At 45.6% G+C, this 26,014-nt stretch carries 29 protein-coding genes; 21 read left to right on the top strand and 8 right to left on the bottom strand.

What is annotated here, in order from left to right; translation table 11 throughout:
• Positions 1-400 precede the first annotated feature (400 nt).
• Complete coding sequence (locus tag K4H28_RS03505; protein WP_221007026.1) at positions 401-1,351, top strand: reverse transcriptase domain-containing protein; 951 nt, start codon at positions 401-403, stop codon at positions 1,349-1,351.
• 2 nt (positions 1,352-1,353) lie between these two features.
• Complete coding sequence (locus K4H28_RS03500) at positions 1,354-2,685, top strand: AAA family ATPase (protein ID WP_221007025.1); 1,332 nt, start codon at positions 1,354-1,356, stop codon at positions 2,683-2,685.
• 309 nt (positions 2,686-2,994) lie between these two features.
• Here K4H28_RS03500 and K4H28_RS03495 read toward each other — a convergent pair whose 3' ends face one another.
• Positions 2,995-3,684, bottom strand: a complete 690-nt coding sequence (locus tag K4H28_RS03495; protein ID WP_221007024.1) for a hypothetical protein — start codon at positions 3,682-3,684, stop codon at positions 2,995-2,997.
• A gap of 270 nt (positions 3,685-3,954) precedes the next feature.
• On the opposite strand from K4H28_RS03495, the gene K4H28_RS03490 reads away from it, so the two are divergent.
• The 11 genes from K4H28_RS03490 (at position 3,955) to K4H28_RS03440 (ending at position 11,486) form a co-directional block, all read left to right on the top strand.
• A complete protein-coding gene (locus K4H28_RS03490; RefSeq protein WP_221007023.1) occupies positions 3,955-4,272 on the top strand; it encodes a hypothetical protein in 318 nt (105 codons plus the stop codon).
• Between the two features lie 5 nt (positions 4,273-4,277).
• The gene (locus K4H28_RS03485; RefSeq protein WP_221007022.1) at positions 4,278-6,017 is read left to right on the top strand and encodes a replication endonuclease; all 1,740 of its coding nucleotides are present in this window, start codon (positions 4,278-4,280) and stop codon (positions 6,015-6,017) included.
• A 2-nt stretch (positions 6,018-6,019) separates the two neighbouring features.
• Positions 6,020-6,283: a hypothetical protein gene (locus K4H28_RS03480; RefSeq protein WP_221007021.1), complete on the top strand. Its 264-nt coding sequence runs from the start codon at positions 6,020-6,022 to the stop codon at positions 6,281-6,283.
• Between the two features lie 44 nt (positions 6,284-6,327).
• Entirely contained in the window at positions 6,328-6,540 is a 213-nt protein-coding gene (locus tag K4H28_RS03475; protein ID WP_221007020.1) for a hypothetical protein, read from the top strand.
• 168 nt (positions 6,541-6,708) lie between these two features.
• On the top strand, positions 6,709-8,133 hold the full coding sequence (locus K4H28_RS03470; RefSeq protein WP_221007019.1) for a hypothetical protein: 1,425 nt from the start codon (positions 6,709-6,711) through the stop codon (positions 8,131-8,133).
• A gap of 8 nt (positions 8,134-8,141) precedes the next feature.
• Positions 8,142-8,429, top strand: a complete 288-nt coding sequence (locus K4H28_RS03465; RefSeq protein ID WP_173531985.1) for a DUF2523 family protein — start codon at positions 8,142-8,144, stop codon at positions 8,427-8,429.
• Positions 8,430-8,432: 3 nt separating this feature from the next.
• Positions 8,433-9,512, top strand: a complete 1,080-nt coding sequence (locus tag K4H28_RS03460; protein WP_221007018.1) for a zonular occludens toxin domain-containing protein — start codon at positions 8,433-8,435, stop codon at positions 9,510-9,512.
• Positions 9,509-10,756 carry a type II secretion system protein GspD gene (locus K4H28_RS03455; protein WP_221007017.1) on the top strand — a complete coding sequence of 416 codons (1,248 nt, stop codon included), beginning with the start codon at positions 9,509-9,511 and terminating at the stop codon, positions 10,754-10,756. The genes K4H28_RS03460 and K4H28_RS03455 overlap by 4 nt, the downstream gene beginning before the upstream one ends.
• A gap of 28 nt (positions 10,757-10,784) precedes the next feature.
• Complete coding sequence (locus K4H28_RS03450; RefSeq protein WP_221007016.1) at positions 10,785-11,006, top strand: hypothetical protein; 222 nt, start codon at positions 10,785-10,787, stop codon at positions 11,004-11,006.
• A gap of 6 nt (positions 11,007-11,012) precedes the next feature.
• Positions 11,013-11,240, top strand: coding sequence for a hypothetical protein (locus K4H28_RS03445; protein WP_221007015.1), 228 nt, complete (start codon positions 11,013-11,015; stop codon positions 11,238-11,240).
• Positions 11,241-11,255: 15 nt separating this feature from the next.
• Complete coding sequence (locus K4H28_RS03440) at positions 11,256-11,486, top strand: helix-turn-helix transcriptional regulator (protein WP_221007014.1); 231 nt, start codon at positions 11,256-11,258, stop codon at positions 11,484-11,486.
• Here K4H28_RS03440 and K4H28_RS03435 read toward each other — a convergent pair.
• From K4H28_RS03435 to K4H28_RS03425, 3 genes are all read right to left on the bottom strand, one after another.
• Positions 11,467-12,669 carry a tyrosine-type recombinase/integrase gene (locus tag K4H28_RS03435; RefSeq protein WP_221007013.1) on the bottom strand — a complete coding sequence of 401 codons (1,203 nt, stop codon included), beginning with the start codon at positions 12,667-12,669 and terminating at the stop codon, positions 11,467-11,469. The two genes, K4H28_RS03440 and K4H28_RS03435, sit on opposite strands and share 20 nt — an antisense overlap.
• A gap of 307 nt (positions 12,670-12,976) precedes the next feature.
• Positions 12,977-14,551, bottom strand: a complete 1,575-nt coding sequence (guaA, locus tag K4H28_RS03430; protein ID WP_221007012.1) for a glutamine-hydrolyzing GMP synthase — start codon at positions 14,549-14,551, stop codon at positions 12,977-12,979.
• A gap of 278 nt (positions 14,552-14,829) precedes the next feature.
• Entirely contained in the window at positions 14,830-15,744 is a 915-nt protein-coding gene (locus K4H28_RS03425; protein WP_221007011.1) for an alpha/beta hydrolase, read from the bottom strand.
• Between the two features lie 141 nt (positions 15,745-15,885).
• Here K4H28_RS03425 and K4H28_RS03420 point away from each other — a divergent pair, with 141 nt between their 5' ends.
• From K4H28_RS03420 to K4H28_RS03405, 4 genes are read left to right on the top strand one after another with little or no spacing between them, the layout of a single operon-like run.
• Positions 15,886-16,452 (top strand): chorismate--pyruvate lyase family protein, encoded by a 567-nt coding sequence (locus K4H28_RS03420; protein ID WP_221007010.1) that lies wholly within the window; start codon positions 15,886-15,888, stop codon positions 16,450-16,452.
• Positions 16,449-17,321 carry a 4-hydroxybenzoate octaprenyltransferase gene (gene ubiA / locus K4H28_RS03415; RefSeq protein ID WP_221007009.1) on the top strand — a complete coding sequence of 291 codons (873 nt, stop codon included), beginning with the start codon at positions 16,449-16,451 and terminating at the stop codon, positions 17,319-17,321. The genes K4H28_RS03420 and ubiA overlap by 4 nt, the downstream gene beginning before the upstream one ends.
• Before the next feature lie 38 nt (positions 17,322-17,359).
• Positions 17,360-18,169: a hypothetical protein gene (locus K4H28_RS03410; RefSeq protein ID WP_221007008.1), complete on the top strand. Its 810-nt coding sequence runs from the start codon at positions 17,360-17,362 to the stop codon at positions 18,167-18,169.
• Between the two features lie 10 nt (positions 18,170-18,179).
• On the top strand, positions 18,180-18,845 hold the full coding sequence (locus tag K4H28_RS03405; protein WP_255573608.1) for a glutathione S-transferase: 666 nt from the start codon (positions 18,180-18,182) through the stop codon (positions 18,843-18,845).
• On the opposite strand, the gene K4H28_RS03400 is transcribed toward K4H28_RS03405, so the two are convergent.
• Positions 18,834-19,235, bottom strand: coding sequence for a hypothetical protein (locus K4H28_RS03400; protein ID WP_221007007.1), 402 nt, complete (start codon positions 19,233-19,235; stop codon positions 18,834-18,836). The genes K4H28_RS03405 and K4H28_RS03400 overlap by 12 nt on opposite strands.
• Positions 19,236-19,367: 132 nt before the next feature.
• On the opposite strand from K4H28_RS03400, the gene K4H28_RS03395 reads away from it, so the two are divergent.
• Together K4H28_RS03395 and K4H28_RS03390 are read left to right on the top strand one after the other, a co-directional pair.
• Positions 19,368-20,096 carry a YebC/PmpR family DNA-binding transcriptional regulator gene (locus K4H28_RS03395; RefSeq protein WP_221007006.1) on the top strand — a complete coding sequence of 243 codons (729 nt, stop codon included), beginning with the start codon at positions 19,368-19,370 and terminating at the stop codon, positions 20,094-20,096.
• Between the two features lie 116 nt (positions 20,097-20,212).
• Positions 20,213-20,929, top strand: a complete 717-nt coding sequence (locus K4H28_RS03390) for a substrate-binding periplasmic protein (RefSeq protein WP_221007005.1) — start codon at positions 20,213-20,215, stop codon at positions 20,927-20,929.
• Positions 20,930-21,234: 305 nt separating this feature from the next.
• Here K4H28_RS03390 and K4H28_RS03385 read toward each other — a convergent pair whose 3' ends face one another.
• A complete protein-coding gene (locus K4H28_RS03385; protein ID WP_221007004.1) occupies positions 21,235-22,092 on the bottom strand; it encodes a hypothetical protein in 858 nt (285 codons plus the stop codon).
• A 376-nt stretch (positions 22,093-22,468) separates the two neighbouring features.
• The gene (locus K4H28_RS03380; RefSeq protein WP_221007003.1) at positions 22,469-23,293 is read right to left on the bottom strand and encodes a C13 family peptidase; all 825 of its coding nucleotides are present in this window, start codon (positions 23,291-23,293) and stop codon (positions 22,469-22,471) included.
• Between the two features lie 451 nt (positions 23,294-23,744).
• Between K4H28_RS03380 and K4H28_RS03375 the strand changes: the two genes are divergently transcribed.
• Positions 23,745-24,680, top strand: coding sequence for a hypothetical protein (locus K4H28_RS03375; RefSeq protein WP_221007002.1), 936 nt, complete (start codon positions 23,745-23,747; stop codon positions 24,678-24,680).
• Positions 24,681-24,902: 222 nt separating this feature from the next.
• Here K4H28_RS03375 and K4H28_RS03370 read toward each other — a convergent pair whose 3' ends face one another.
• Positions 24,903-25,046, bottom strand: a complete 144-nt coding sequence (locus K4H28_RS03370) for a hypothetical protein (protein ID WP_221007001.1) — start codon at positions 25,044-25,046, stop codon at positions 24,903-24,905.
• A 158-nt stretch (positions 25,047-25,204) separates the two neighbouring features.
• Between K4H28_RS03370 and rph the strand changes: the two genes are divergently transcribed.
• A complete protein-coding gene (gene rph, locus K4H28_RS03365; protein WP_221007000.1) occupies positions 25,205-25,921 on the top strand; it encodes a ribonuclease PH in 717 nt (238 codons plus the stop codon).
• Positions 25,922-26,014: the final 93 nt, after the last annotated feature.

Below are 26,014 nucleotides of genomic sequence, written 5' to 3'. Positions count from 1 at the left end.
CATGTTTTGCATTTTTCCTCTATTGAGAATGACATCATCCTGCCCTCTTTCTTAGATTCACTCAAATAAGTTCATTTTCAACATCCTGCATGTTGCTGATTAAATTGTGTGGAACACAGCATCTATTGGGCCGTGTTGCTGAATCGTTTCACCGCTATGGGCACGCCCAAAACAGTACCTGCTATGGCCTAAACCGTCAGAGGAAAGGGGAAACTCGCCCACGTGAGGTTATGTAAAAAAGTCCATCTATTGCACAACTACTGCCCAAGACTGCTACCGTATCCTTATCCAATGATGCATAATTAGATAATAGGTAGACCTTTTCAAAACTTTAAGCAATCATTTGAAAATAAATTCAAGACAAGTTTGAGTACAACAAAATCATAAAGGGGCCATTAATATGAAAAAACCAGACCTTGAGTCTGCATTTAATTCAATGTTCCATGGCAAATATAAATTTTCAGAGTTTATAAATTTAAATACCATAGATGAATATACAATTATTCAACACAACAACAGAATAGTTTACTCTACAACAAAGAAGCTCAAAGACTTCCATAAATTCTTAAATCTATTTGTATTTGAATACCTTCGCATAAATGAAGAAGTGGTATTCTCCTACAGAAAGGGTCACAATGTAGTTGATGCCGTAAAAATACACGCAAAGGGAAAGTACTTTTACCAGTCTGACATTATTGACTTCTTCAGTTGCATCAACGAACAACACATAGACCATTCATTAAAAATAAGCTTAAGTTCCATTCCAGTATCTGACATTGAAAAATATGCAATGCAAGTTAAAAATTTAATTCTAATCGATGGAAAGCTACCAATCGGATTCTCTACATCACCACCAATAAGCAATTCAGTCCTCTTTGATTTTGACAAAATAATAAAACAACACTGCACATTAAACGACATTAAATACTCCCGGTACTCTGATGACATTATTTTTTCTGCAAACAGCCTTAATCTACTTGATGACATTGAAAAAATTACAGAAGAAACATTACTCAAAACATCCGGTAATGCGTTTCATATAAATACAAAAAAAAGCAAGATCAAAAGCATCGGTGAACAAGTAAAAATACTAGGCATGGTTATAATGCCGAACGGGGAGTTAACAGTAGATTCAAAAATAAAAAACAAGACAGAGATTCTTTTGCACCATTACAGAACTGACAAAGAAAAATTCAAAAAAATATCAGAAAATGAATTGGAGAAGAGTATATTAAATTTAGGCAGTCTTTTAAATTATATAAATGCCGTTGACAAACCATATCTATACAAACTCAAGAAGAAATACGGGGCAACGACTATTGATTTCTTCATTCACAAAACAAGAGGTTAATAATGGAAGTATCTATAAAAATAAAAAATGTTCAGCACATCTCAGAACTAAATTACGACTTAAAACTAACACCAGGAAGCTTACAATGTTTAGTTGGTAAAAATGGAGTAGGAAAAACAACATTAATTAAAGCATTAAAAAATATTTCAAGAAGTGACACATTTTTAAACACATCACCAGCCTCAATTTTCAATGAAGAAAGTTCAATTACTTATACTATTGAAGGCTCAGATCATGAGTACAAGTATGACTCAGCAGTCTCCACCTTAGAATGCAAAAATCCACCGAAAGTTGAAATTAGCAAGCATTTTGATGTTGAGTTACCCATTCCATACGGGCAAAGATTTGATTTTTTTCAACGCATAGGGAAATTCGACTCGGATATAAGACACAAAATCGGTATAAATGAGTACAACAAGCCTACTGAATTAATTAGCTTCTTATCTCAGATCTATGAAACAAGCAAATTCAACAACTTAATAGAAATTCAAATAAAAAACGAACCCTATTATTGCATTTTACTCGACAATGGCAGATATATTCGTGAGGATTATTTATCCTCAGGCGAGTACTTCTTGATAAGCTTATTTAAAAAAGTAGCATCAAAAGTAAAGATAATAATCATTGACGAAATAGAAATATCTCTTGATGCAGCAGCACAAGTAAAGCTAATAAAATGGCTAAGAGAATTTTGCCAATCAAATAATATTTGCATCTTATTTACCACGCACTCCTTAGCGCTAATGCGAACTTTACTTGACAAAGAATTATTTTACATGGAAGAAAATGAGAATATCATTTCAATCAAAGAAGTCCCATACAGCTATGTAAAAAGTATTTTATTTGGATTTTCAGGATGGGACAAATACATCCTAACTGAAGACATAGTGCTACAAAACTTCTTGAAGTACTTAATTGTAAAAGAGAATATAAACACTTATTATGGATATATAATAATATATATTGCAGGCGCAACCAATGTTTACGACCTAATAAAAAGAAATGCACGCCAGAATTTTTTTGGCGAACCTAGAAATGTTTATGTAGTATATGATGGAGACCAATCTGGCACTAGCCACGGAACAAAACCGCAGGCATTCTGCACTCCCTTCAAAAATTTTGAAGAAGTGTTTTATGATGATTATCATATTCAAGGAAGTCAACTACAGAGATTGCAACAAGCTGAGCGCTATACAAATCCAAAAACGTTATTCAGAAAATACAAAGAACACAAATCAGAAAATATAATCTTCGACCATTTTTACAACAAGTACAAAAATGATTTAATTCCATTGATTAATTTTTTGAAAACGTTTTTAACTAAGCAAAACTAAAAATTATAAATTTACAGTGTGTACTGATTGGTAGCAATGAGCCTCGTACTTAAGAAAACACAAGCGGCACCCCATCAAGAAATATATTCTAAGTAGAGTGAGGGTCAAGGGGACGTGGAATAAAAGTGGCGGATTTTTGCCGCGTTTTATGCCGCGAAAGCCCCTTGATGCTCACGTAGCGACCACAAGCTTAAAGCAGAGTTAGGGGGGGCTTTTAACCCCCTGACTCCGCCGCCTCGCAAGCTAGAGTAGGGTTTGGGGCTAGCCCCAAGGTTTTTAGAAAACACCCAATATTATTACTTATTTCAGCTATTTATCGTCTTTCGCACTATCGGCATATTTCTCAACTACGCTTTTTTTGAACCTCTTAGGAATTCCCGGAATATTCATAATTGCACTTACAATTTTTATGTGCACTTTGATGTTGTCGGCCCACTTAATAAATTCAGCCTGAACTTTAGCTTCTATCTTATTCCTTACTTTTAATTTATCTTTAAAATCCTGATCGATAAATAACTCATATAAATCTTTTCTAGCTGCTTCTTCCAAATTTTCTATTGGCTTGTTAATTGTTGACAGTGCTTTATTTTCACCAATTGCATTTTCAATGCTAGCAAAAGCTGTTTCTCGTTCTAGTGTCCTTATCTTTTTATCCTCATCCGTACCTTCTTCATTATCTAACTTTATTAGATATTTAAAATAATCAGTTGCCTCGATTATTTCTTTACCTCTAATAATTGGAAAAAACACTTCTGAAGTGGGCGGAGCGACATGTCCACGGTCTGGATCTGTAATCCCTGTCGCAACCCAAAAAGCATATTGAGGCCAAAACCGGGCAACTTGTTCAATCATCTGTGATGTCGCTCTTTGACGGCCATGCCAGCACGCTTTCCATGTATCCGACCCTACACCTGTGTCATTTTCGAGAACCGAAAATCGACCATACGCCTTTGTTTTATATGCAATTACTGAATTTAACCTCTGCTCTATGGTTGACATTCTCAAACTCCCCCACAAATTTTCTTTGACACAATCGTGAACATTTATCACAATATACGTGATACATAATCACAGTTTATCGTGATCATGCATTCCAATTATGCGTAATGTTAACCCATCTGGACAGTTTTATAAGCAATTCTCCTGTTCAGCGCGTGTTGGCTTGCCGCCCCGCCCGCAGCCTGCGAGGACGGACGGCAATGCGAAGCGATGAACACAGGAAATCTGAATCACAAACGTAGCCCCAATATTTTTACAAGGATCACAAAAATGAGCACTGCCCAAGAAAATCAAAAGTTATCACTGAAACCAAACCAAGCCTTGCTCTTTGGCCGCGTAAATTCTGTGCGTCGCGCTGATGAGTACACCTATTCTGAAATTACACTACCTGCCGTTGATCAATACACCCCACCACACTCTGTTGAAGTTCGCTCAAAAAAACGTCTTGGCCAATCCGGCGATACCGTTGAAATTCTTGTTAGCTGCGGTGGGTATCGCGCAAAAAGTTTCCAATATTTAGACAAAGAAACGGGAGAAAAAGTAACTCGCAAACCTGTTGTGAATGTCTATTCTGCGATCGAAGATTAATCGCCATGAAGTCCCGCAGCCTAAACCTGTCATTTAGTCCTGAGGCGGTCCGCCAGCGCCAAATCGCGAGTGAATTGGCATTTGTTGATGGCATTTTGGCGAAAATTCATACCTCGCTTCATCAAATATTGCGTCAAAAATGGCAAGCGTTACGAGGTAATGATGCTGCGGGGCTCCGTTTTGCAAACACTTGGTTGCGGCAGCAAGCAACTAAGTGGAAACAAACCCCATTTGCCCCTGATTTAGCAGCTGACTATGACGATCTGCAGAAGCTGGCCAAAGCTCGTGCTAATGAAATGACGCAGTATTGTGGAATGCAGCGAAATTTCGGAAATTCAGAAGAAGAATCATCAGCACTTCTTATTAATTATGCTTTAGAGAAATATTCAGCAACAGTTAAATCAAAACATATTGAAGGGTCAGCTTTACGATTAAAAAATGAAAAATTTTGGAAACGGAAATTATCATCTAATCAAGAAAGAGCATTAGAGCACGAGCACATCCTCAACGGAATTATTAATAAATTTTCTGAATGTTATGTATCTAATGAACAAGTAAAACGTTTCCAAGCACGCAATCAGCGAAATGAAGAAATGCTTCAAAATGCTGTTGTAATAAATGATCTTGGTAATGAAGTAACGTTAGCTGATTTTGTTGCAAATAACGAGAGAAAACTAGCTGAAACTATGTGCCGTTTAATTGGATTAGAGGGAATAGGCTCTAGTTTAGGGTATGTAGGTTTGTTTATTACTGTTACATGTCCTTCAAAATTTCACGCGCAAAAGCTAGATAAAACAGGCGCTTATTCATTTAATAATCCAAACTTTGATGGATCTAATCCGAGAGATGCCAACGACTATCTATGCGCTGTCTGGGTCCTTTTACGAGCTGCTTTTTCTGATTATGGTATTGATCTATTTGGTATGCGTGTTGCAGAACCGCATGGCAATGCATGTCCACACTGGCATTTACTTATATTCGTACCTCGAAAACAACGTGGCTTAGTTGTCCGTTTATTTCGCAAGTATTTTCGGAAAATGGATAAATACGAACCAATGGCATGGAAACACCGTTTCAATGTTAAAGATATTGATTATCACAAAGGCAGTGCTGCAGGCTATTTAATTAAATATCTATGTAAAAACATGAATGGGCAAGGAATGTTTGATTCACAAGGTCTTATTGATAAAGACTTTGATTCCGGCCTTGATGTTGTTAGCTCTGCGACACGAGTAAAAGCGTGGGCTAGCTGCTGGGGCATTCGCCAATTCCAGTTTATTGGTTCAGCACCGGTTGGTATTTGGCGAGAACTAAGAAGAATTGATGGCCTGACTAATGATGAATTCTCTGCGGCAGCAGATGCAGCAGATCGTGGTGATTGGGCAGAGTTCACCCATTTAATGAAATTAGATCGAAAGGTCTTATTAAAGCGGGATGCGGGACTGAATCGGTATCGTGAGCCAGTACAAAAAATCAAAGGGCTTATTGATACAAACTCAGGGAGTACGATTATTACTCGAGAACGTGAATGGGAATTGGTTTTTAAGGGTTTTGACCTTCCTCGGAATATTTTAAATAACTGTAGATTAGAAAATCAGGTCGATTCATTAGGGCAGCAATCTCTTTCTCCTCTGCTTCATTTCGATGCATCTGAAAAAAAACAGCCGTTATTAGTGCCACTGCAATCATGCGATTCTAAATCTAATCGGCGTAATTCCAGTCCACCTTTACGGCTTGGGGGATAAGCATGGCACTCGGGCAAGTAGTCAATGTGATCGTGTGCATGCCGGGTATGCCGACTCGTGTTCCCTGTCCTGCAGGGCAAACCACGAAGGTTGTGCAGGCTTATGTGATTGATCCAGCAAATGCAGCTCACTTTGAGACTGCAAATCAAGCATTTTCAGCAGCAACGGCAGGCCAATATTTTTCATTTGGCCTTTGCACGGTGCTGGCGGTATGGCTTCTCGGAATTGCGATGGGTTCCATCGTCAATTTAGTGAAAAGAGCGTAACGGGCGCTTTCCCGTTTTTAACTAGGAGTATGACCATGAACTTGATGAAAAAAATTGCAGCGGTTTCCGCTACTACTTTTGCATCTGCAGGCGCTTTCGCGGCCGCAGCGCCGATTACTGATGTAAACGGCCTTGTTGCAGCTGTGAATTTCGATGATGTGAAAACAGGTTTGCTTTCCGTGTCTGCCGTCATTCTTGGCGTGTATTTGGCTATTAAAGCTGCTGAATTCATTTTGAAAAAAGTGAAAGGCGCCTAATCGAAGTTTGGGCGGGTTTTCCCGCCCGTTTCCTCTTGGGAGAAGTCATTTTCCCAATAGAAAGCGGGTTGGACTAATTGGGGGCGTTATGGCTGCAGAGTTTTGGTATCTAGCAATGTTTTGTCTTGGTGCGTTATGCGGCTGGTCTTTTATCCGTGGATTTCAATCGTGAAGAATTTGACGCTGGTTTTATTGCTACTGATATTGAGCATCCGGGTTATGGCTGCTGCCGTTCCTGCATATAACCCCAATATGGGGCGGGCAGTTGGTGAGTTGGTCGCTCAAAAAGCGGCCAAGCGTATCACCCCGGGGCGTGCAGCGAACGATCCAAATTACAACTATGTGGCCGCTAATGATCCGCGTTATGGCGCAACAGTGAATGGTGTAAGTGCAGCAGTAGTGACCATTGCTGGCGGGGTTGTTGCCGGGGCAACATGGCCTGTGATTTTGGCTGCAGCAGGAATTTCAGTGGTTGCTAGCGTTGCACTCCCATTTTTAATCGACAAAGTTATTTCATGGTTTTGGAAACCTGATGGCACGATTGAAGTTGGTTCAATGACTGAGTTTGTGCCAATCGACAATTCAACAGGCTTGCCCTTGAATGGCCCATACTGGCGCGCATATACGCAAGTCGGTCCTGCGGTCATTGGTGCTGATCCAGAAGCCGTTGGCCAACAAGCAATTTCAATTCGGTTTTCACCAGAAAATAACGCTGCATACAAAGGTTACCGCGATGTCTCTTGCACCAAAACAAGCAACATCATCTACAAATGCGCCTTTAATGCCGTGTATCGCCAGCCAAGCCAAACGGGTGATGAATTAACGACAGCATCTAGCTTGACCGTCGAGTACGTTGCTAGCCCTCCCGCGCACACCGCTTGTCCAAAGGGAAAGTGGTTACGTGATAAAGAATGTGTTGCTTATGATTTTAAACCTCTCCCTGCAATTCCCGGTACTGGCACAGGACTCACCCCGGCTGACGCAATCAGCAGATTGCCGGAAGCTGCATTAGACACTCAAGTTCATCCGCAGCAGTTGGCGGCAGCAGCCAATGCGCTTTGGCGTAATGCGGCATTACAACCTGATTATCGTGGTTTGCCTTATGACGCAGCGGATCCGATTACCGAAGGTGATGTTGAAGACTGGCGCGTAAAGAACCCCAATTCATATCCAAAAGTGCGCGATTTTGTATCGCCAGCGATTAATCCTAAATCAACACCGCAACTACCGATTCCACCCGTGACAGCCGTAACGAATCCCGGCACGCAGCCCATTAATCCGCCTGCGGGTGCAACAAAAATTGATTTGGGGCCTGATCCAGTCATCGGATCACCAGAACTGGAACAAACGCCCACAGGCAAAGAAATTTTTGCGCCAATCAATGATGCACTTGAGCCATTAAAAGGATTTCAAGTACCGAGTCATAGCGCTCAATGCCCGACTGGCGAGTTCAATTTTTCGCTGATGGGCCACCCATTTTCAGGTGCATTTGACGCGCACTGCCAACTGTTCGAGCAGCACAAAGAAGTGATGTCATCGGCAGCACTGTTGATGTGGGCTTTGGCTGCTCTTTTCATCGTCTTGGCGGCATGAGGTAAATCATGTTTGGTATTTTGCTTTCGGCATTCAATGCCGTGATTGGTTGGGTTTTTCGCACGCTGATTGTGAAGTTCGTCGTCGCGTTCGCGGTGTTTTATCTGGTGCAACTGATGGCCGAAAACTTGATTGATTTGCTACCCGGTGTTGATGGGCTGAATTCTGCATTTGGCGGTGTAGCGCCAACAGTGTGGTGGTATCTGGATGCGTTTGAAATTGCCGCTGGCATTCAGATGGTGATCGCTGCCTATGTCACTCGCTTTCTAATTCGTCGTATTCCGGTCATTGGGTAAGCCATGCCAATTAATGCATACACTGGCCTAATGGGGTCGGGTAAATCTTATGAATGCGTGAGTAGCGTTATTCTTGAGGCTGTTCGCCGAGGTCGGCGCGTGATTACCAACGTGGCCGATATTGATAGCGATGCAATCCGCGCTTACCTGCATGACAAGCACGGCGATGAACTGGAAAAACTGGGCCATGTTGTTCACGTTTCGAATGACACGGTATCAAGCCCGGAATTTTTCTGCCACGGAACAGAGGCCGAAACGACGGTGCAGCCGGGCGATTTAGTTTGTATTGACGAGGCTTGGCGCTTTTGGGGCTGCGATTGCAAGATCGCCCAAGAGCATAAGATATTTTTCCGCGAGCATCGGCATTACGTCAGCCCGGTCACCAAGGTTTGCTGTGACTTGGTGCTGATGGTTCAAGACATTACCGACCTGCATCGCATTTTGCGCGTTGTCGTTGAAATGACCTTTCGAACCGTCAAGCTCAAATCACTCGGCTTGAGCAAAGCCTACCGAGTCGAGGTCTATGAGGGTTACAAGCTCAACGCTAAAACCCGGGTGAACACCTTCCCCAAAAAATACGACAAAGCCATTTTTCCGCTGTATTCGTCATACACCGGAGGAACAGGGAAAGAACATCAAATTGATGATCGCCAAAACCTGCTCAAAGATTGGCGTCTGTGGGCTTTGGTCATCGGCACGATCATTGTTTTCGCCGTTGGCTTTTACAACATGTGGAAATTCTTTCACCCGGAACCTGTAACACCGGGGGCGAAGGACTCAGCGAAGGCATTGCCTACTGCGACTCAGCAAAATCAAAACAGCGGCGGTAAAGCGCAAAGTCAGCCCGAAGGTATGTCACGCTGGCGCTTGAACGGATATTTGCAAAAGCCAGATGGCACGTTGCTGGTCAGCCTGCACGATGGGAAACATTTTCGGATGATAAAAGCGACCAGCTTTGCCATTGATGGCCTGACTACATCGGGCTATGTCGATGGTGAAATGGTTGCCTTTTGGTCGGGGAGCGAACTTGAAACAACGCCATTTGGCGCGGCATTGCCGATTGCCACGGAGTCCAAGCAATGAAACGCCTTGCATTGATTTTACTGTTTTTCACATCAATGGCGCTGGCTACAGATCAGCCGCCTAAGTCACGCCTGTTCTTTGATGCGCTGCCAGTCCTTGAGTTGGCCAAGCTGTATTACACCGAAATTGAACACAAGAATTTCGTCATTGATCCCAAAGCGCAGCAAATTGCCGACAAAGTGACGGTCTCGTTTGATGCGAAAGAACCGAAACAATACCGCGCCTTGTTCCTCAGTGTGTTGGCCATGTCTGGTCTTGGGGTCGAAACTCAGAATGGCACGGATTATTTGCGCTTGAGCACTAAAGCGGCCACTCCTGCTGAACCGAATGAAATATTTGTGTATCGCCCAAAATTTCGCGACATCACTTATTTTTCTGACTTGTTATCCAGTCTTTTTCAGAAAGGTCGATTTACCTTTCAGCGAGCAGTGCAAGCATCAACTACGGCCATACCGGGTCAAGCACCAATTCAGGACGGTGGCAGCTCGGCTTATTCGCAAATCAATAAGCATCACGATCTATTAATCTTTAGCGGCCCCGCACAAGAAGTCAGCCAATTGCGCGGCCTGATCCAGCAAATCGATTTGCCAGAAGCACAGGTGCAGATTTCAGCGGTGGTTTATGAGTTCTCGACGACAGACACCGACTCATGGGGCGTAGGTGCATTGCTCAAGTTGTTTGATGGCAAGCTGAGAGTATCGCTGGGTATGTCGCCTGCAGCGGCCACTGGCAATGTCATGACACTAGCAACGGGCAGCTTGGATTTAGTGGCATCACTGGTATCAACCGATACCCGCTTCAAAGTCATTTCGCGGCCACATGTGCGTGTGAAAGACGCTGCGGCGGCACGCTTTATGTCAGGCGATGATGTGCCTGTGCTAGGCGCTGCCGTGCTAGATAAGAACGGCAACCCCATTCAATCCGTTGAATACAAATCATCAGGGGTCATTCTCGATGTTGCGCCGAATATCCGCGATGAAATTGTTGATTTGGCAATTACCCAGCAAATCTCAAACTTTGCGGCAACCAAAACTGGCGTTAGTGCATCGCCCACGCTGATTAAGCGCGAAATCAAAACAAACCTGCTGGCCAAGTCCGGTGAAGTGTATGTGATCGGCGGCTTAACCAGCGCCAAATCCACTACCGAAAAATCACACCTGCCATTTTTTAGCCTGCCACTTGGCGAAGGCAAAGACCTGAACCAAACCGAAATTCTTGTGCTGCTACAAGTTGATCGAGTTTGAAACCGACTATTTAGAGGAGAAATACACCATGAATAAAATGACAATTTCGCAATTTCACCGCTGGTTTTTGTTTGATGGATCGCTTGGCGGATTGAGCGGTGTAGCTCTGTATGCGATGGCCTGCCAGCTATTGAGCATTTCAATTTCATGGTCCGCAATGCCGTGGATTTTTGTTCTGTGTGGAGGCTTGTACCTGATTGCACAGCTTGTCATCAATGAATTGAATGTTCGCAATATTGACTCGGAGTAATACGAAATGGCGATGGATCATATCGAAGAATTTGACGTTCCCTTTGGCTCTCCGGCAATGGATGCACTTGATGTACCGCCGTTTCGTGACGGACGGCCAATGAAAAAAGTTGTACTGATCTGCCCTGATTGCGGTGAAAAAGGAATTTGGATTGAGCCACCAGACACCACGCTGAAATTTGGCGATGCGGCGTCTGAGTGTGATGAATGTGGCTACGGACTGGATTACTTTTAAGATAGGGAAACAATAATGGCAATAAATAAACTCATCAACCGCAAGCGGCTACTGGAAATTATTCCACTATCCGAGCGCACGATTTTTAACATGGAACAGCGTGGGGAATTTCCACGCCGTATAGCGCTCACCAGCCGGAATGTGGCATGGGATTTGGCCGAGATCGAAAGCTGGATCGCAGAGCGTAAATTATCGGGCGCTCATCCTCTGCGCCCGTGCTTTGTTCCTATAGTTGTGGCCGCTTAATCGTCCACTCGTCAATCATGTTCGCCCAATCCTGCAACATGGCCGTGCGCTGTTCCCGGTACTCGGCCTTGTTGTAAACCGCTCTCACACCTCGCTGTTCATGCGCTAGCGCTTTCTCGATCCAGTCCGTGTTGTACCCCGCTTCATGCAACAGGGTACTGGCGGTTCTCCGCAGATCATGCGGGCCGAATTTGGCAAGCGGCTTGCCCTCCTTCTGCGCCAGTTTATACGTCAGCGTTAGCACCTGATTCAGTGTTGCGCTACTCATTGGTGAATCTGAGTCATAACGCGATGGCAGAATATAATCAGAGCCACCAGCGAAAATTTTCAGTGCAATGAAAATATCCAATGCCTGCCGGGGCAAAAAAACCAGATGCGGGTTGCGCCGTTTCATTCTCTCTTTGGGAATCGTCCAAAGCGCTTCACTAAAATTAATCTCACTCCACGTTGCATTCGTCAGTTCGCTTTTCCTCACCATCGTTAGCAACAGCAGCTTGGCCGCAGCCCGGATAGATGGCGCTGTACCGATGCGCTCGATGTATTGATACATCAAGCCGATTTCATCGGGAGTTAATGCCCGGTCGCGTGGCTCAAATGTCGCTATCGCGCTTGGCCGCACTAAATCAGCTGGATTTTCTACCTTCTGTCCGCGCTCGACTGCCCACCTAAACACCTGCATAACCAATTCGCGCACATGCACCGCCGTAGCTGGAGCACCACGCTCAACAATAGAATCAGTCAACGCCCGCAAATCCTCGTGGGTGATTTCTGCCAGCTTCTGATTGCCAAACTTTGGCTTTAGCTCACGCTCATAAACAGCCCGGCGCATATCGCGGGTGGAATCGGCCATCTGATAGCCACGCAGCCATTTTTCCGCCCATGCACCGAATGTCTCAGCATCTTTGACTCGGGCTTTGCTTCGTGCTTTTTCTTTGGCTGGCGACTTACCTGCTGCAACTAGCTTCTTCGCCTCGCCCAACTGCTCGCGAGCTTCTGCCAATGTGATCCCCCCAACACCATAGCGTCCGAAGGTGATGGTTTCCTGTCGGCCATTGATTGAATAGTTGTAACGAAACGAGATTGATCCTGCTGGTGTGACCGCCACATAAAGACCGTCGCGGTCATTGACCTTGTAGATTTTGTCTTGTGGCTTGAGGCTGCGAATTTTGGTATCAGTGAGCATGGTTTCATTCAATTTAAGGTTGAAAATACCATGATCAAAAAGCCTGCTTTTTATGCGCTGAAAGCCTTATAAACAAAGGGTTTCAGCGATTTTGATACCATGAGCAACAAATAGGACTTGGCATGGTATTGGCAGTGGATCATGGCCTTGAAAAAAAGAATACCATTAGCCGTGCCATGAAAAACTAATGCTTGGTGGTGCTAAATCTTGCCAGTCAATGCCAAGCCAAGACGTAAAAAAGCCCGCAGGAATGCGGGCTTGAGGGGTGTTTGCTGCTACTTGGTGCTAGGCGATGCCAGACGTGGGATCATTCCCACTCAATCGTCGCAGGTGGTTTGCCGGATACATCGTAAACGACGCGGTTAATCCCGCGTACTTCGTTGATGATGCGGTTTGAGACTTTGCCGAGTAAGTCATACGGCAGCTCTGCCCATTTGGCTGTCATAAAGTCGCTGGTCACAACGGCACGAAGTGCCACCACGTAGTCATAGGTGCGGCCATCGCCCATTACGCCGACTGATTTCACTGGCAAGAACACCACAAACGCTTGGCTGGTGAGTTGGTACCAGTTTTTACCGCTTTTCTCATCCACAGCAGAGCGCAATTCTTCGATAAAGATTGCATCGGCGCGTTTGAGGAGTTCGCAGTATTCTTGCTTCACTTCACCAAGGATACGGACGCCAAGACCTGGGCCTGGGAATGGGTGACGGTAAACCAGCTCTGGCGCGAGGCCGAGCGCCACGCCGAGTTCGCGTACTTCGTCTTTAAACAATTCACGCAATGGCTCAAGCAAGCTCAATTTCATCGTTTCTGGCAAGCCGCCCACATTGTGGTGGCTCTTGATCGCGTGGGCTTTGCCGGTTTTTGCGCCAGCCGATTCGATCACATCAGGATAAATCGTGCCTTGCGCCAGCCATTTTGCGCTTGGCAATTTAGCTGATTCGGCTTGGAATACTTCAACAAATTCGCGGCCGATGATTTTGCGTTTGGCTTCTGGGTCAGACACACCCGCCAAATGGCCCATAAATTGCGCAGTCGCATCAACGTGAATCACACGAACGCCCAAATGCTCGGCGAAGGTTTCCATGACTTGTTTGCCTTCGTTCAGACGCAGTAAACCGTTATCAACAAATACGCAAGTGAGTTGATCGCCAATCGCGCGGTGAATCAACGCCGCAGCAACTGATGAATCCACACCACCTGACAAACCGAGGATCACTTCATCAGTACCAACTTGTTCACGGATTTTCGCCACGGCTTGATCAATGTAGTTAGGCATTGTCCAGCTTGGTTCAGAGCCACAAATATCCAGCACGAAATGATTAATCATTTCGCGGCCTTTCAGCGTATGCGTCACTTCAGGGTGATATTGCACCGCGTAAAAACCACGTTGAACGTCGGCCATTGCCGCGATTGGGCAAGAAGCGTTGCTAGCGATGACTTCAAAGCCTGCTGGCATCGCAGTCACTTTGTCGCCATGGCTCATCCACACTTCAAGGCAAGTTTTATCGCCATGAACGCGGTCAGATAGGCCTTTGAATAATGGATTGGCGGCGTTCACTTCGATTTCAGCAAAGCCGAATTCGCGCACGGTGCCCGCTTCGACTTTACCGCCCAAGCTTTGTGCCATCCACTGCATGCCGTAGCAAATACCCATCACTGGGATGCCTAGTTCAAATAGAGCTGGATCGGCTTGATAGTCCGACTCGTACACCGAGTTTGGGCCGCCCGATAAGATAATGCCCTTAGGGGCAAATTCTTTGATGAAGTCGATGCTCACGTCAAACGAATGCAATTCGCAATACACATGTGCTTCACGCACACGACGGGCAATCAGCTGCGTGACTTGTGAGCCGAAATCAAGAATCAGAATTTTATCCATACCGAATTGTCCAAGGGTGTGCGGGAAAACGCCGCATTTTACCGTGCCACGGCCTTAAGCGCGAGCCCATATGTCTCACGACTTCAGCGATATGCTTTTAAATGCAATTATTTTACAAATCGTATAACTATTGAATCTGGGATAGCACACAAATCTATGCGGAAAAAATCAGTGTATTTTGGCACAAGCCATAAATTATTTTGCTTGTATGAGCATACCTATATGGATTGGCAAACAGCTTTGTCACCATTCACCAATCCGGGCTACATCGCATTAACTTAAGGTGCGGCAGGCACTGCATTCATCTGCTTGAGTATTTCATCAAAAACGATGCCATAGGATTGAATGAGTACAAAGTGATCGCCGCTCACCGTGGTCACTGTTGCGATCTGCCCCTGAGACATTTGCAGCTTTTGATATGCATCCGCAAAATTTGCGCTGACAATGTTGTCAAAGACGGCAGAAAATAAATATGTTGGTATTTTAGACTGCATCGCTTGCGGGCTTACTTCTGCATCACTGAAATTCCCACGCAAATTTGAAATATAACTCCCACATCCAAATGAAGCTTGGTAAGCCACCAAATCTGGAATCGCGGCAAGGCCTATAACGGCTTGTGGCAAAATAGGGTTCGCTTTATACAAGCCACTCGTGACAGGAATGCTCGGGCGTGCAGCGGCCCACAAAGCCAAATGTCCGCCCGCCGAATGCCCCACAAGTACAGTTCTCTTCAAATTGACTGGCAAATTCCCCACCATTTGCGGCAGGGAATCCATGGCCAAGGCAATATCAGTGAAGGTCATTGGGGCTTGATAGCCCGGATCATTGGAAACACGATATTCTAAATTTAAAGTTGCCCATCCTGCGCGAGTCAAAGCATCAGCCATCGGCTGCATCAAGCTTGCTGATGCAATAAAACGATTCCAGCATCCACCGTGAATAATCACCGCCAAAGGATGTGGGCCGTTCCCTGCCGGTAGCTTTAATATGCCGGTCTGGGGAAGCTCTGGCCCGTAGCGTACATTCAAAGTGGAAGCTGGAAGTGTAGGAGCAATAACAGGCGTCTCTGTTGATGAAGGTACAGCTGACCCGCCGCCACCACCGCCACATGCACTAAGTAAAACAACAATCATTAAGAAAAGATAAGGCATTGAAATTACTCCCAAAAAAACAAACCTACCAATTAGTAGCAATATACACTCACTGGTAAATTCAGCAAGAATTAATGCACTAATGCAAAATTAACCAAGTGGGGGGAAGCAAAAAAGACTACACAGCAGGTCGTATTGCAGCTATGGCATAATAGGTAGGATTGATTAGCTCGTCTGACTTTTATGCCGCACACCGCCTTTTGGCACTCCCCATTAATTTCCGCACCTCGATTCCTTCGCCCGTGGTTGAGTGAGCGCGGCTCGCTAACCCAATGCTTGATCGCCCACTTTCCGCAATTTAACGTTCGCGTTTTGCAGCAAGGCTGGCAAACGCCGCACTTGGATGAACGCGCTGTTTTGCACTTACCTCGCCGACAAATGAGGGTGGCCACACGTGAAGTTCTACTCTGCTCTAAGGAGAAGCCGCTGGTGTTTGCCCACAGCATCACGATGCGCAGCAGTTTACGCGGCGGCTTTCATCTGTTTGGCCGCTCGGGCAGCCGCCCCTTGGGGGCGCTTTTGTTCGCCGACCCGACCATTCGCCGCTCGCATTTATCATGGTGCAAACTCAATCGCCGCCATCCGCTGTGGCAAAAAGCCGTCGCGGCTGCGGGTCCGCAAGCCGCCACACTATGGGCGCGACGTTCGGTGTTTTTTTCTGGCAATGATCAATTACTGGTCACCGAAGTATTTTTGACTGACGTTTTCACCCCCTCAATTTTAACGCCTGCAGCCTCCGCATCTAAATGACCCAATCCTTCAAGCAACGCCTTTCGCCCTACTTCCGCCTCGCCCGCATGGATAAGCCCATCGGCACTTTATTATTACTGTGGCCGACGCTTTGGGGGCTGTGGATTGCGGGCCAAGGACGCCCTGATTGGCATTTAGTGCTGATTTTTTGCCTTGGTACGTGGCTGATGCGCTCGGCCGGTTGCGTGATCAATGACTGGGCTGATCGGGATTTTGACGGCCATGTTGAGCGAACCAAAAATCGACCGCTTGCAACCGGCGAAATCAAATCGCGACATGCGCTGTATTTTGCCGCCGCTTTAGCGCTACTTGCGCTCGTGATTGCACTGCCGCTTAACACCTTGGCTTTATCATTGACGATTCCCGCTTTATTTTTGGCGGCGAGTTATCCGTTTACCAAACGATTTTTACCAGTACCACAGGCGTATCTCGGGATCGCGTTTAGCTTTGGTATTCCGATGGCGTTTGCAGCACAAACCAATTCAATACCGATGATTGCATGGTTGCTGATGCTGGCAAATTTGCTGTGGACGGTGGCCTACGACACTGAATATGCCATGGTCGATAAACCCGATGACCTGAAAATCGGCATCAGAACCTCGGCGATTACTTTTGGCCGGTTTGATGTGGCGGCGGTGATGTTGTGTTTTGTGGTTTTTTTGGCGCTGATGGTTTGGGTTGGCGTGTTAACTCAGCGTGGCATCATTTATTTTGCGGGTTTAGGCGTAGTGGCTGTAGCGATATTCGGTCAATATCGGCAGATTCGTGCGCGTGATCGGGCTGCGTGTTTTGCTGCTTTTTTGGCCAATAACCGCATCGGTGAAACGATTTTTGCTGCGTTACTCTTCGATTATCTTTTTCCACTATGAAAATTACGCCGCTAACTTTAGCTGAACATGGCGCAGTAATGCGTTATCTCTCTGATCTAGAATCAGGCTCGGCACGGCAATGGTATTGGCTTGAAATCGCACAAAAATATCCGACCTCGATCAAAAGCAACAAAACTAAAATACTAGGTATCGCTCTGAATACATTTGGCATCAATGCCTGCGAAGCAATACTTAAAAAACATGGGATAAAAGGACTCAATCTCTATCAAACTGCAAGCCAACATTTTTGGGCGCTGGCACAGCATAAAACCAATGATGCGCTGCTGTTTTCTGGCTGCATATTGGCGCTTTTAATGGGCTTTAATCGCCTCCCCGCCAGCCAACAACTGGCCGCATGGTGCTTAGGCCTTGGCGGTGCGACATGGCAGCTATGGAAATTGTCGCGCACAGCACGCCAATTTACGCCCCCCATCCTGCCAGACCCGGATGAAGAAACCACGCCCGGCGCAGAGTCTAGCCTTGGCTTGCAAGGCATGTTGCTCGCGGCAGGCGCTACACCCGCTGTTTCTATCGCACTGGTCAAAGGCCTTGCCCAAGACCCTGCCGGATTTCTCGCGCCGCTCTTAGTCAACCTACCTAGCTTGGCACCCGACCCACAGCCCACCCGAGCGCAACAAATTATCCTCAGCGCCTCACCTTGGCTGGCGATCGGTGGATTGAGTAGCTGGCTGATTGGTTTGTTTCCTGCATTTTGGGGTGGCGGTGTCGTATTGATCTTGATGCTAGCTGCAGGCTGGGGACTACACCGCACAATCAAACCAGTGGGATTAATGGCAATCAGTTGGCTGGCTTGCGGCCTACTCGCACGACTGACGCATTATATTTAATGGCATCACAATGAACTTGAATCTCCCCATTCTCTACTCATTTCGCCGCTGCCCTTACGCGATGCGCGCACGACTGGCGCTTTGGCAAAGTGGCGTCACCGTTGAATTGCGTGAAGTGGTATTGCGCGCAAAACCCGCTGAATTGCTCACCACCTCGCCCAAAGGCACGGTACCAGTTTTACTATTGCCCAACGGCCAAGTCATCGAGCAAAGTTTAGATATTATGCTATGGGCGCTCGCACAATCCGATCCCCATCATTGGCATCCAGCTCCCCTCGTCGCCGAGCAGTTAGCGCTCATTTCGCAGCACGATCTTGAATTCAAGCCATTACTCGATCGATACAAATATCCAGAGCGTCATCAGGAACTCAGCGCTAGCGAACATCAAAAAAATGCGATGTATTGGCTACTAGAAAATATAAATCATAGGCTAGAGCAATATACCCACCTCATTGATAATCAACTGCGTTTGAGTGATTCAGCAATTGCCCCGTTTATTCGGCAGTTTGCGGCTGTTGATCAGTCATGGTTCCAGCAACAGGCACCACAAGCCTTACAAGTTTGGCTGACCCAATTCACCGAATCGGAATTACTAGCTGCAGTGATGGGAAAATACCCCGCGTGGCAGGCTGGCGCGGCAACTTGGTACTTTGGCCAACACAAATCAACGCTTTGAGCGTGAGCTCGGCGCATCGCCATAGGCCTCACGCTCAAAACAATTATCACGATAAAAACGGCGGCCATTCAGTAATTGCCAACAACTTGACGCTAAATACAGCGGAAAAAACAAGATACCCCAGCGCGCATACTGCCGCACATGCACGCGCTCGTGGGCGCGCAGTGCCACCATTTGCTTAGCATCTCTCGCAATCACTACATGGCCAAACGTAATAGCACCGAAACGGCGAATCCATTGCGCGCAGCAGGATGGCGCACAAATTTCTAACACGCCATCAAAATGCTGCAGCTTTGCGCCTAACACTAATAAAGGCAGTGCCAGTATCAACCCACAGATGCTTGCTGGTGATGCCCACAGATAAATACCCCACAGGCGAAAACGCCGCATTCCTTTAGTACCCAATCAATTCACCTTAAATTTAATCTAGATCGTGCTCCCTGCGCATGGGGGATATTTTTCGACTTGCGCCAGCGTGCTAGAATACCGCCCTATCGACACATTGAAAAATACAGGTGCAGCATGGCAGGTCATAGCAAGTGGGCAAACATTCAACACCGTAAAGGCCGTCAAGATGCCAAACGCGGCCAAGTTTTCACCAAATTAATCAAAGAAATCACCGTAGCGGCCAAAATGGGCGGCGGCGATGTATTGATGAATCCCCGTTTGCGTTTGGCGATTGATAAAGCCAAAGCGCAATCGATGCCAAAAGACAATATCGAAAGCGCCGTTAAACGCGGCTCTGGCACGCTCGACGGCGTCGATTACCTCGAAACCCGTTACGAAGGCTATGGCCTGAACGGCGCGGCGGTGATGGTGGATTGCCTGACCGACAATAAAGTGCGCACCGTGGCCGATGTACGCCACGCTTTTGCCAAATACGGCGGCAATATGGGTTCGGACGGCTGCGTTTCGTTCCAATTCAAACACTGCGGTTATTTGATTTTTGCACCGGGCACCAATGAAGACGCATTGATGGAAGCCGCGCTCGAAGCGGGTGCGGACGATGTCACCACCAATGACGACGGTTCAATCGAAGTGATCACGCCACCGTACGATTTTGTGACGATCAAAGAAACGCTAGAAGCTGCAGGTTTTAAAGCCGAAATGGGCGAGTCAACTATGAAGCCACAAGGTGAAACCGAGCTTGAAGGCGACGACGCGATCAAAATGCAAAAACTGATCGACGCGCTAGAAAGCTTGGATGATGTGCAAGAGGTTTACACGACTGCGGTGTTTGATGAAGAGTAATTCTTGAAACTAAACTCAATTAAAACCGCCGCTGGCGGTTTTTTTATGACAATCAAACCTTGCATTTTCAGCGCAAACGCTACACTGAGATTTCATCTTACTGGCTGGTAAAAGCAATGTATCGACTCGCCTTTGTTACTTTTTTTCTCTGCAATTTGAGTGCAGCGCAAGAGTTGATCTTTATTGATACCAACACCCGCAGCCTACCGTGGATGAAAATTGAAAATGATCAGATCACACAAGGCTTTATCAAAGACAGTGCCGATGCCATCGCAGCGCAGCTGGGCTATACAGCCAAAGTGAAGGCTTACCCGCGCAAGCGGCTAGCCGCCATAATCAATGCAGGGCAAGCGGATCTATTGTGTTTTATGCGGCCAGAGTGGATTTCCGCCGATGTGAACTGGAGCGACACCATGGCGTGGGATGCCGATGCCATAGTCACCCGCCGCAATACGCCTGCGATCAAACAAATTTCCGACTTAAAGCATCAAGCGGTCAACACCGTATTGGGTTACACCTACCCTGAAATAGAAAAAGTGCTAGCTGAGAATTTTGTCCGTTTCGATGGCCTGAGCGAGGAAATCAGCCTCATCAACCTGACCAATCGCCGCAATGATTTTGCTATACTCAGTGAAACCTATTATCGCTACCAACTCAAAACCCACCCGCAACGCGCAATACTCAACCCCAACTATTTATTAATTGGCCCCAAAGCTCCTCTGCGTTGCGCCCTCTCGAAAAAAAGTACACTTAAAATCGAGCAGCTCAATCAAGCGTTGGAGCAACTCAATAAAAATCGAACGCTAGAAAAAATCTACAATCGATATCGTTGAACAAGTAAAACAACATTCAGCCAGAACATTGGAAAGATCGACCAGCAAGAAGCTTTACCCCTCGCGTTATAAAAGCTTACTTTGCCTATTGATCATAATCATCACAACGATTGAAATTATATTTGCATGTATTGCCAGCCAAGCATCATTAATTAAGAGATAGAAGCCAATACACCACAATAACTTTCTTTAAATAGAGAAAAGCTCCGTTCTATAAATAAAAAACCACTCCAAAAATGGAGTGGTTTTTTATTTCTAACGAGCATTTAGACAAACACTTTGTAATATTGATTCACTCAAAGCAATCAATACCACATGCGGATATAGTTTTTGCTTGGATCAGCACGATATTCAACAAATTCCTGAATCAGCAGGCGCCTGCTAGCGCCATCGTTCATTGAAAAAATACTCAAGCTACGTATGCCTTGCCGATCGGCAGTCAGTACACTTCCGCGATTAGCCAGTATTTGCATATTATTCGCGCTAATATTCTCCGTCGCGCCAGTGCTGGTATTTCTCACTGTTACATTACCAAACGCATTAAATTCCATCACACTGCCTGACTCAGCCAAACAACTTTGCGCGCTAAAGTTTTTTGAGTACAAGGTTTTATTAGCTAACTGCGGCAAAATCTCGGCATTGACATTCTGCGCGTTGGCGTTCACCAAGAAATAGCGCTTCTCAGGGCTGCACAAGGCAATAAAATCGCGCACGGCCAGCGTTTGCTCAACCGTACCGCCCCCCACTACGCTTTGTGATTTACCATCTGGATAATCAAATGAATGTTGTCGTTGACCATTGAAAACCAACGTGCTTCGCGAGAGTTTCGTTGGATCTTCCTGCCAAGGTTGGCCAGCACTAAAGGCCAACTGCTGCCCCCCAACCACTTGGCCCACATCCGCTTGGAAATTACGACGTACACCATCCAAAACCACCGAGCCATCTGCTGCCGCTACGTCGACCGTCGTGCTGCGTGGCCCAGTTTCAGGCTGAGTGACAATAAAACGAGTTGGCCCAGTCCAAGGTTTAGCTAAAGGCGGCGGTGTCGGTGTAGGGCGGACTGATATTTCAATACCACTACCACCACAGGCGGCCAACAAAGTAGTCATGACCAGCGCAGCCGTCCGAGTGAACCATTTAGAACTTACACTATTCTTAAACATTATATTTTATCCATTATCTTTATTAATTGCCTATGCAAGCTGGCAATTGGCAGCAAAATTAATTGCGAATCGTCACACTCAATAGAATGGCTCCATTTGCGCGTCGAAGTATAACAAGCATGTACTTTTACACCGCCAACACAATTAACATCGCATAAAGTAAATAATTACTTGTGCGTGATATGCCATGCGCCTAGCTAGCACCAATCATTTTAAGAAAAACCCATGTTTTATCCACCAACTTCGACAGCCATAACGTCAGTTTAATGTTGGACTTGACTCAGCAAAGCTAGGCATTCATTTACACACAATAAAAAGCCGCCCAATCTAGGGCGGCATTTTTGCTGACTCTCAAATTGACTGGCTCAATTCGGACTTACTTTGAGCCCGCGATCGATTCAGCATTAAAACTCGCCAAATACTTTGAAAATTCAGGCCCCATCCAAAACTGTGGATTTGAATAGTCAACGTGCAGCCCACGCTCCCTTTCTTTTACTTTCTTATCTGTATCTTGAAAAACAGAATACCAATCAACTGGGGCAGTAAAATCACGATCATTGAGTAACTCATTACCAAAATAAGTATATTTTTGGCCAAAATTACATCCAAACGAGGGATGCGTTGCATCTGCTGCCGTCATCACCATCGATTTACTGGTTTTTAAGGTATCCATAAATACCCCCGAATAGCAGGCAGAAATAAAGACCGCTTTCCACGGTGTCGGCGCTTCCAGCAAGGCAAGCTGCAACTGATAAGGAGAGAGCAAAACCAGCGGCACGCCGCTTTGTTTTAAGGCCGCGCCGTCTTTGCTACCGTGCGAAACGATATACACCACGAACAAGTCTTCATCGGCATTCATTTTCTGCGAGAACTGCTCAATAGTCTTCTGTAATCGAAACGGCGTCACTTGCGAAATGGACTGAGCGTCTTGCGTTGAATTACTCAACATCAAAGTTCTTGATTCTGCGTTAAACGCTTTGCCCAACTGCTTGGCAGCTAGTTTCATTTCATTACTAAACACGGCAGGCTGATCGTAGCCAGCAATCACCAATAAAAATGCTTCTCTCTTGCCTGCAACGCCTGCTGGAATTTGCGCCAATTGTTGCTCTACCACTGACTCCATTTGCAAATTCGATTGCGGCACAACAGTGCTGCAGCCTGTTGCCAAAAGTAATACAGAAAGGATCAGAAATGATTTCACGTTAGCGACTCTATCAAAAAAACAAATTATTTAACAAGTTGTAACCTTTTAGCAAGCCAGAGACGAGAATAATCAGTCTATTCACGTCATTATGCCGATCAAACAGTATGTCTACGGCAACTTCCTCCGCTCATGAAAACATCAATAGACTAAAAAAATCTTGAGGTATCACCACCAAACCATTATAAATTAATGACTGTAACAACATACACCAAAACCACGAAACATAGCTCGACGCGAAACAGTAAACGTCGAAAGAAGAGTCGCAAGTACGCGGAAAATACATTGAGCGAAAATGGCAATATTTGATATTGATCGATTTATAAATGTCACAGAAGCAATAAGTAAATTGAAAAAAACCTGAAGCATCGATACACTGATTATCTAATACGAAATACAGATTACTATTTCCGATAAAATAAATACCCTATTCACGATAAGGATATGCAGAATGAAATTGGCAGCACTTAGTTTATTGATATCAATCAGTGTCATGGCAAGCGAAAGCCCAGTTAAATTAACAGAATATCAATTTAAAGAATCAAAACTAGCAAATTACACGCCCCAAAACGGGTATGTTAATTCGTCAATTTCCGCTCTTAAAAATGAAAAAAAACCTATTGAGCAATTTGATTCGCTGCACACGCCTGTTTCAGCGGATTCACCGTTATCAGCGGCAAATGCACTGGCCGCATTATCTATACTTGCAGGGGGTGGCGCTAATGTTGAGTATCAAACCAAATATCTAGTTAAAAATAATGATCAATATATGCTCATTATTCAACCCATGCTAGGCAGTCCATCGAATATGCTCATTGAGCACTACCTTCAATTGGATACTAATTACAAAGTGACAGAGGAAAATGGCAGCAAGGTTCACCGTTTTAGCTTCGCTGATTCACGAATGGTCGATACTCGTCCTTGGAATCAAAAACTGGCAATGTATGTAACACCCGAATTAAGCCCACAAATTGTTGATCATTTTTTTGCCAATACTTCGGTCTTTTATAAAACCACGGTGGCAAATAATGACTGCAAACAACTTCAATCCGATATCAGCAAAACTATCCCTAACTTCGGCTATGGCGATGGAATGGTTGAACGCAAAATTGGTTTAACAGACAAATCAGCGCTGATGTTTAAAATAAAAATCGATAAGAAAAATCGTGTTGATTTTACAATTGATCCACTTGCCCAAGATGGAAAATGCCTAGTCTATATCCGCAGCTACGCAACAACGGCACAAGATAATAAATTTGATTTTGATGAGCAGATATTAAAAACAGTTGCTCTGATTAATCAATTAGTCAGCAAACAAAATATAGACTTAAGCGCCATCGAAGTCGTTCTACCCCCACAAAGACCAACAGATAAACGAACAAACTAAAGCAATAACTCGACGCAGGGCGCAATCCAAATAACGATGACGTCCTGTGCTGCATCACTATGCAACGTTAACTCAGTTCTATGCAAAAAATCATTACCGTTTCATCAAATTAAGTCGTTTGAAAAAGCCCGTAGAGTGTCATAAGCGAAGCGCATTACACCGCCACTCTAGCTGAAAGTGCAATGCGCTAACGCTTATTGATACCCTGAAAAACCATCCCGCTCAGCGAAATAGAAAATAAAAAATCACATAAAACCAGCTCAAAAATCCATGAATAATCGCCCAAAGAATGGAGTGATTAGCACTCCATGACAGCGCAACAGCAATGAGAGTACCGAGGCTAAATCCACCGATCACATTTTTCATTTTTTGCATCCTTTTTAGTTTGCCAACATCATAAAACAAAACAGGCGTAAGTATCAGCCAGATAAAATAACCGCAGCATGCACGATCTTATCCCGCAAAGCAGTGCGGCTTGCCGTGCGGTATACTGCGCGCATTCAATCTTGCTTTCAGGAACTGCCATGCGCCCTTCACAACGCGAGCCAAACGAACTTCGCACCGTCACTTTAACGCGCAACTACACTTGCCACGCAGAAGGCAGCGTACTGGTTGAGTTCGGTAACACCAAAGTATTGTGTACCGCCAGCGTCGAAGAGAAAGTGCCTCCGTTTTTGAAAGGCAAAGGTGAAGGCTGGGTGACGGCAGAATACGGCATGTTGCCGCGCTCAACGGGCAGCCGCATGAAACGCGAAGCTGCTGCGGGCAAGCAATCGGGCCGCACGCAAGAAATCCAACGCCTGATCGGTCGTTCACTGCGCGCAGTGGTGGATATGAAAGCGCTGGGCGAGCGCCAAATTACGATTGATTGCGACGTCATCCAAGCCGATGGCGGCACGCGTACCGCGAGTATTACTGGCGCGTTTGTCGCGCTGACCGACGCCATAAACGGCCTAATCGCGGCGGGTAAACTGGCATCGAGCCCGATTCGCGAAGCCGTAGCGGCTGTTTCAGTGGGCGTGGTTGGCACGACACCGCTACTCGATTTGGATTACATCGAAGACTCAGCCTGCGAAACCGATATGAATGTCGTAATGACCGCCGCCGGTAAATTCATCGAAATCCAAGGTACAGCCGAAGGCGAAGCGTTTAGCCGCAGCGAAATGAATGCGCTGCTGGATTTAGCGGAAAAAGGCATTGGCGAGTTGATTGTGAAACAGAATGCGGTTTTAGCTGCCTAATTTACATTTTTCAGATTAGGAATGTTTATAGTGCCTGCGGCACACTGTTTTACAGTCGCAATCCGCGACGGGGACTTACTTTTCTTGCTTCGC

It is taken from the genome of Deefgea tanakiae, from assembly GCF_019665765.1.
Lineage (GTDB): Bacteria > Pseudomonadota > Gammaproteobacteria > Burkholderiales > Chitinibacteraceae > Deefgea > Deefgea tanakiae.
This window is presented reverse-complemented; position numbering and strand designations above follow the sequence as displayed.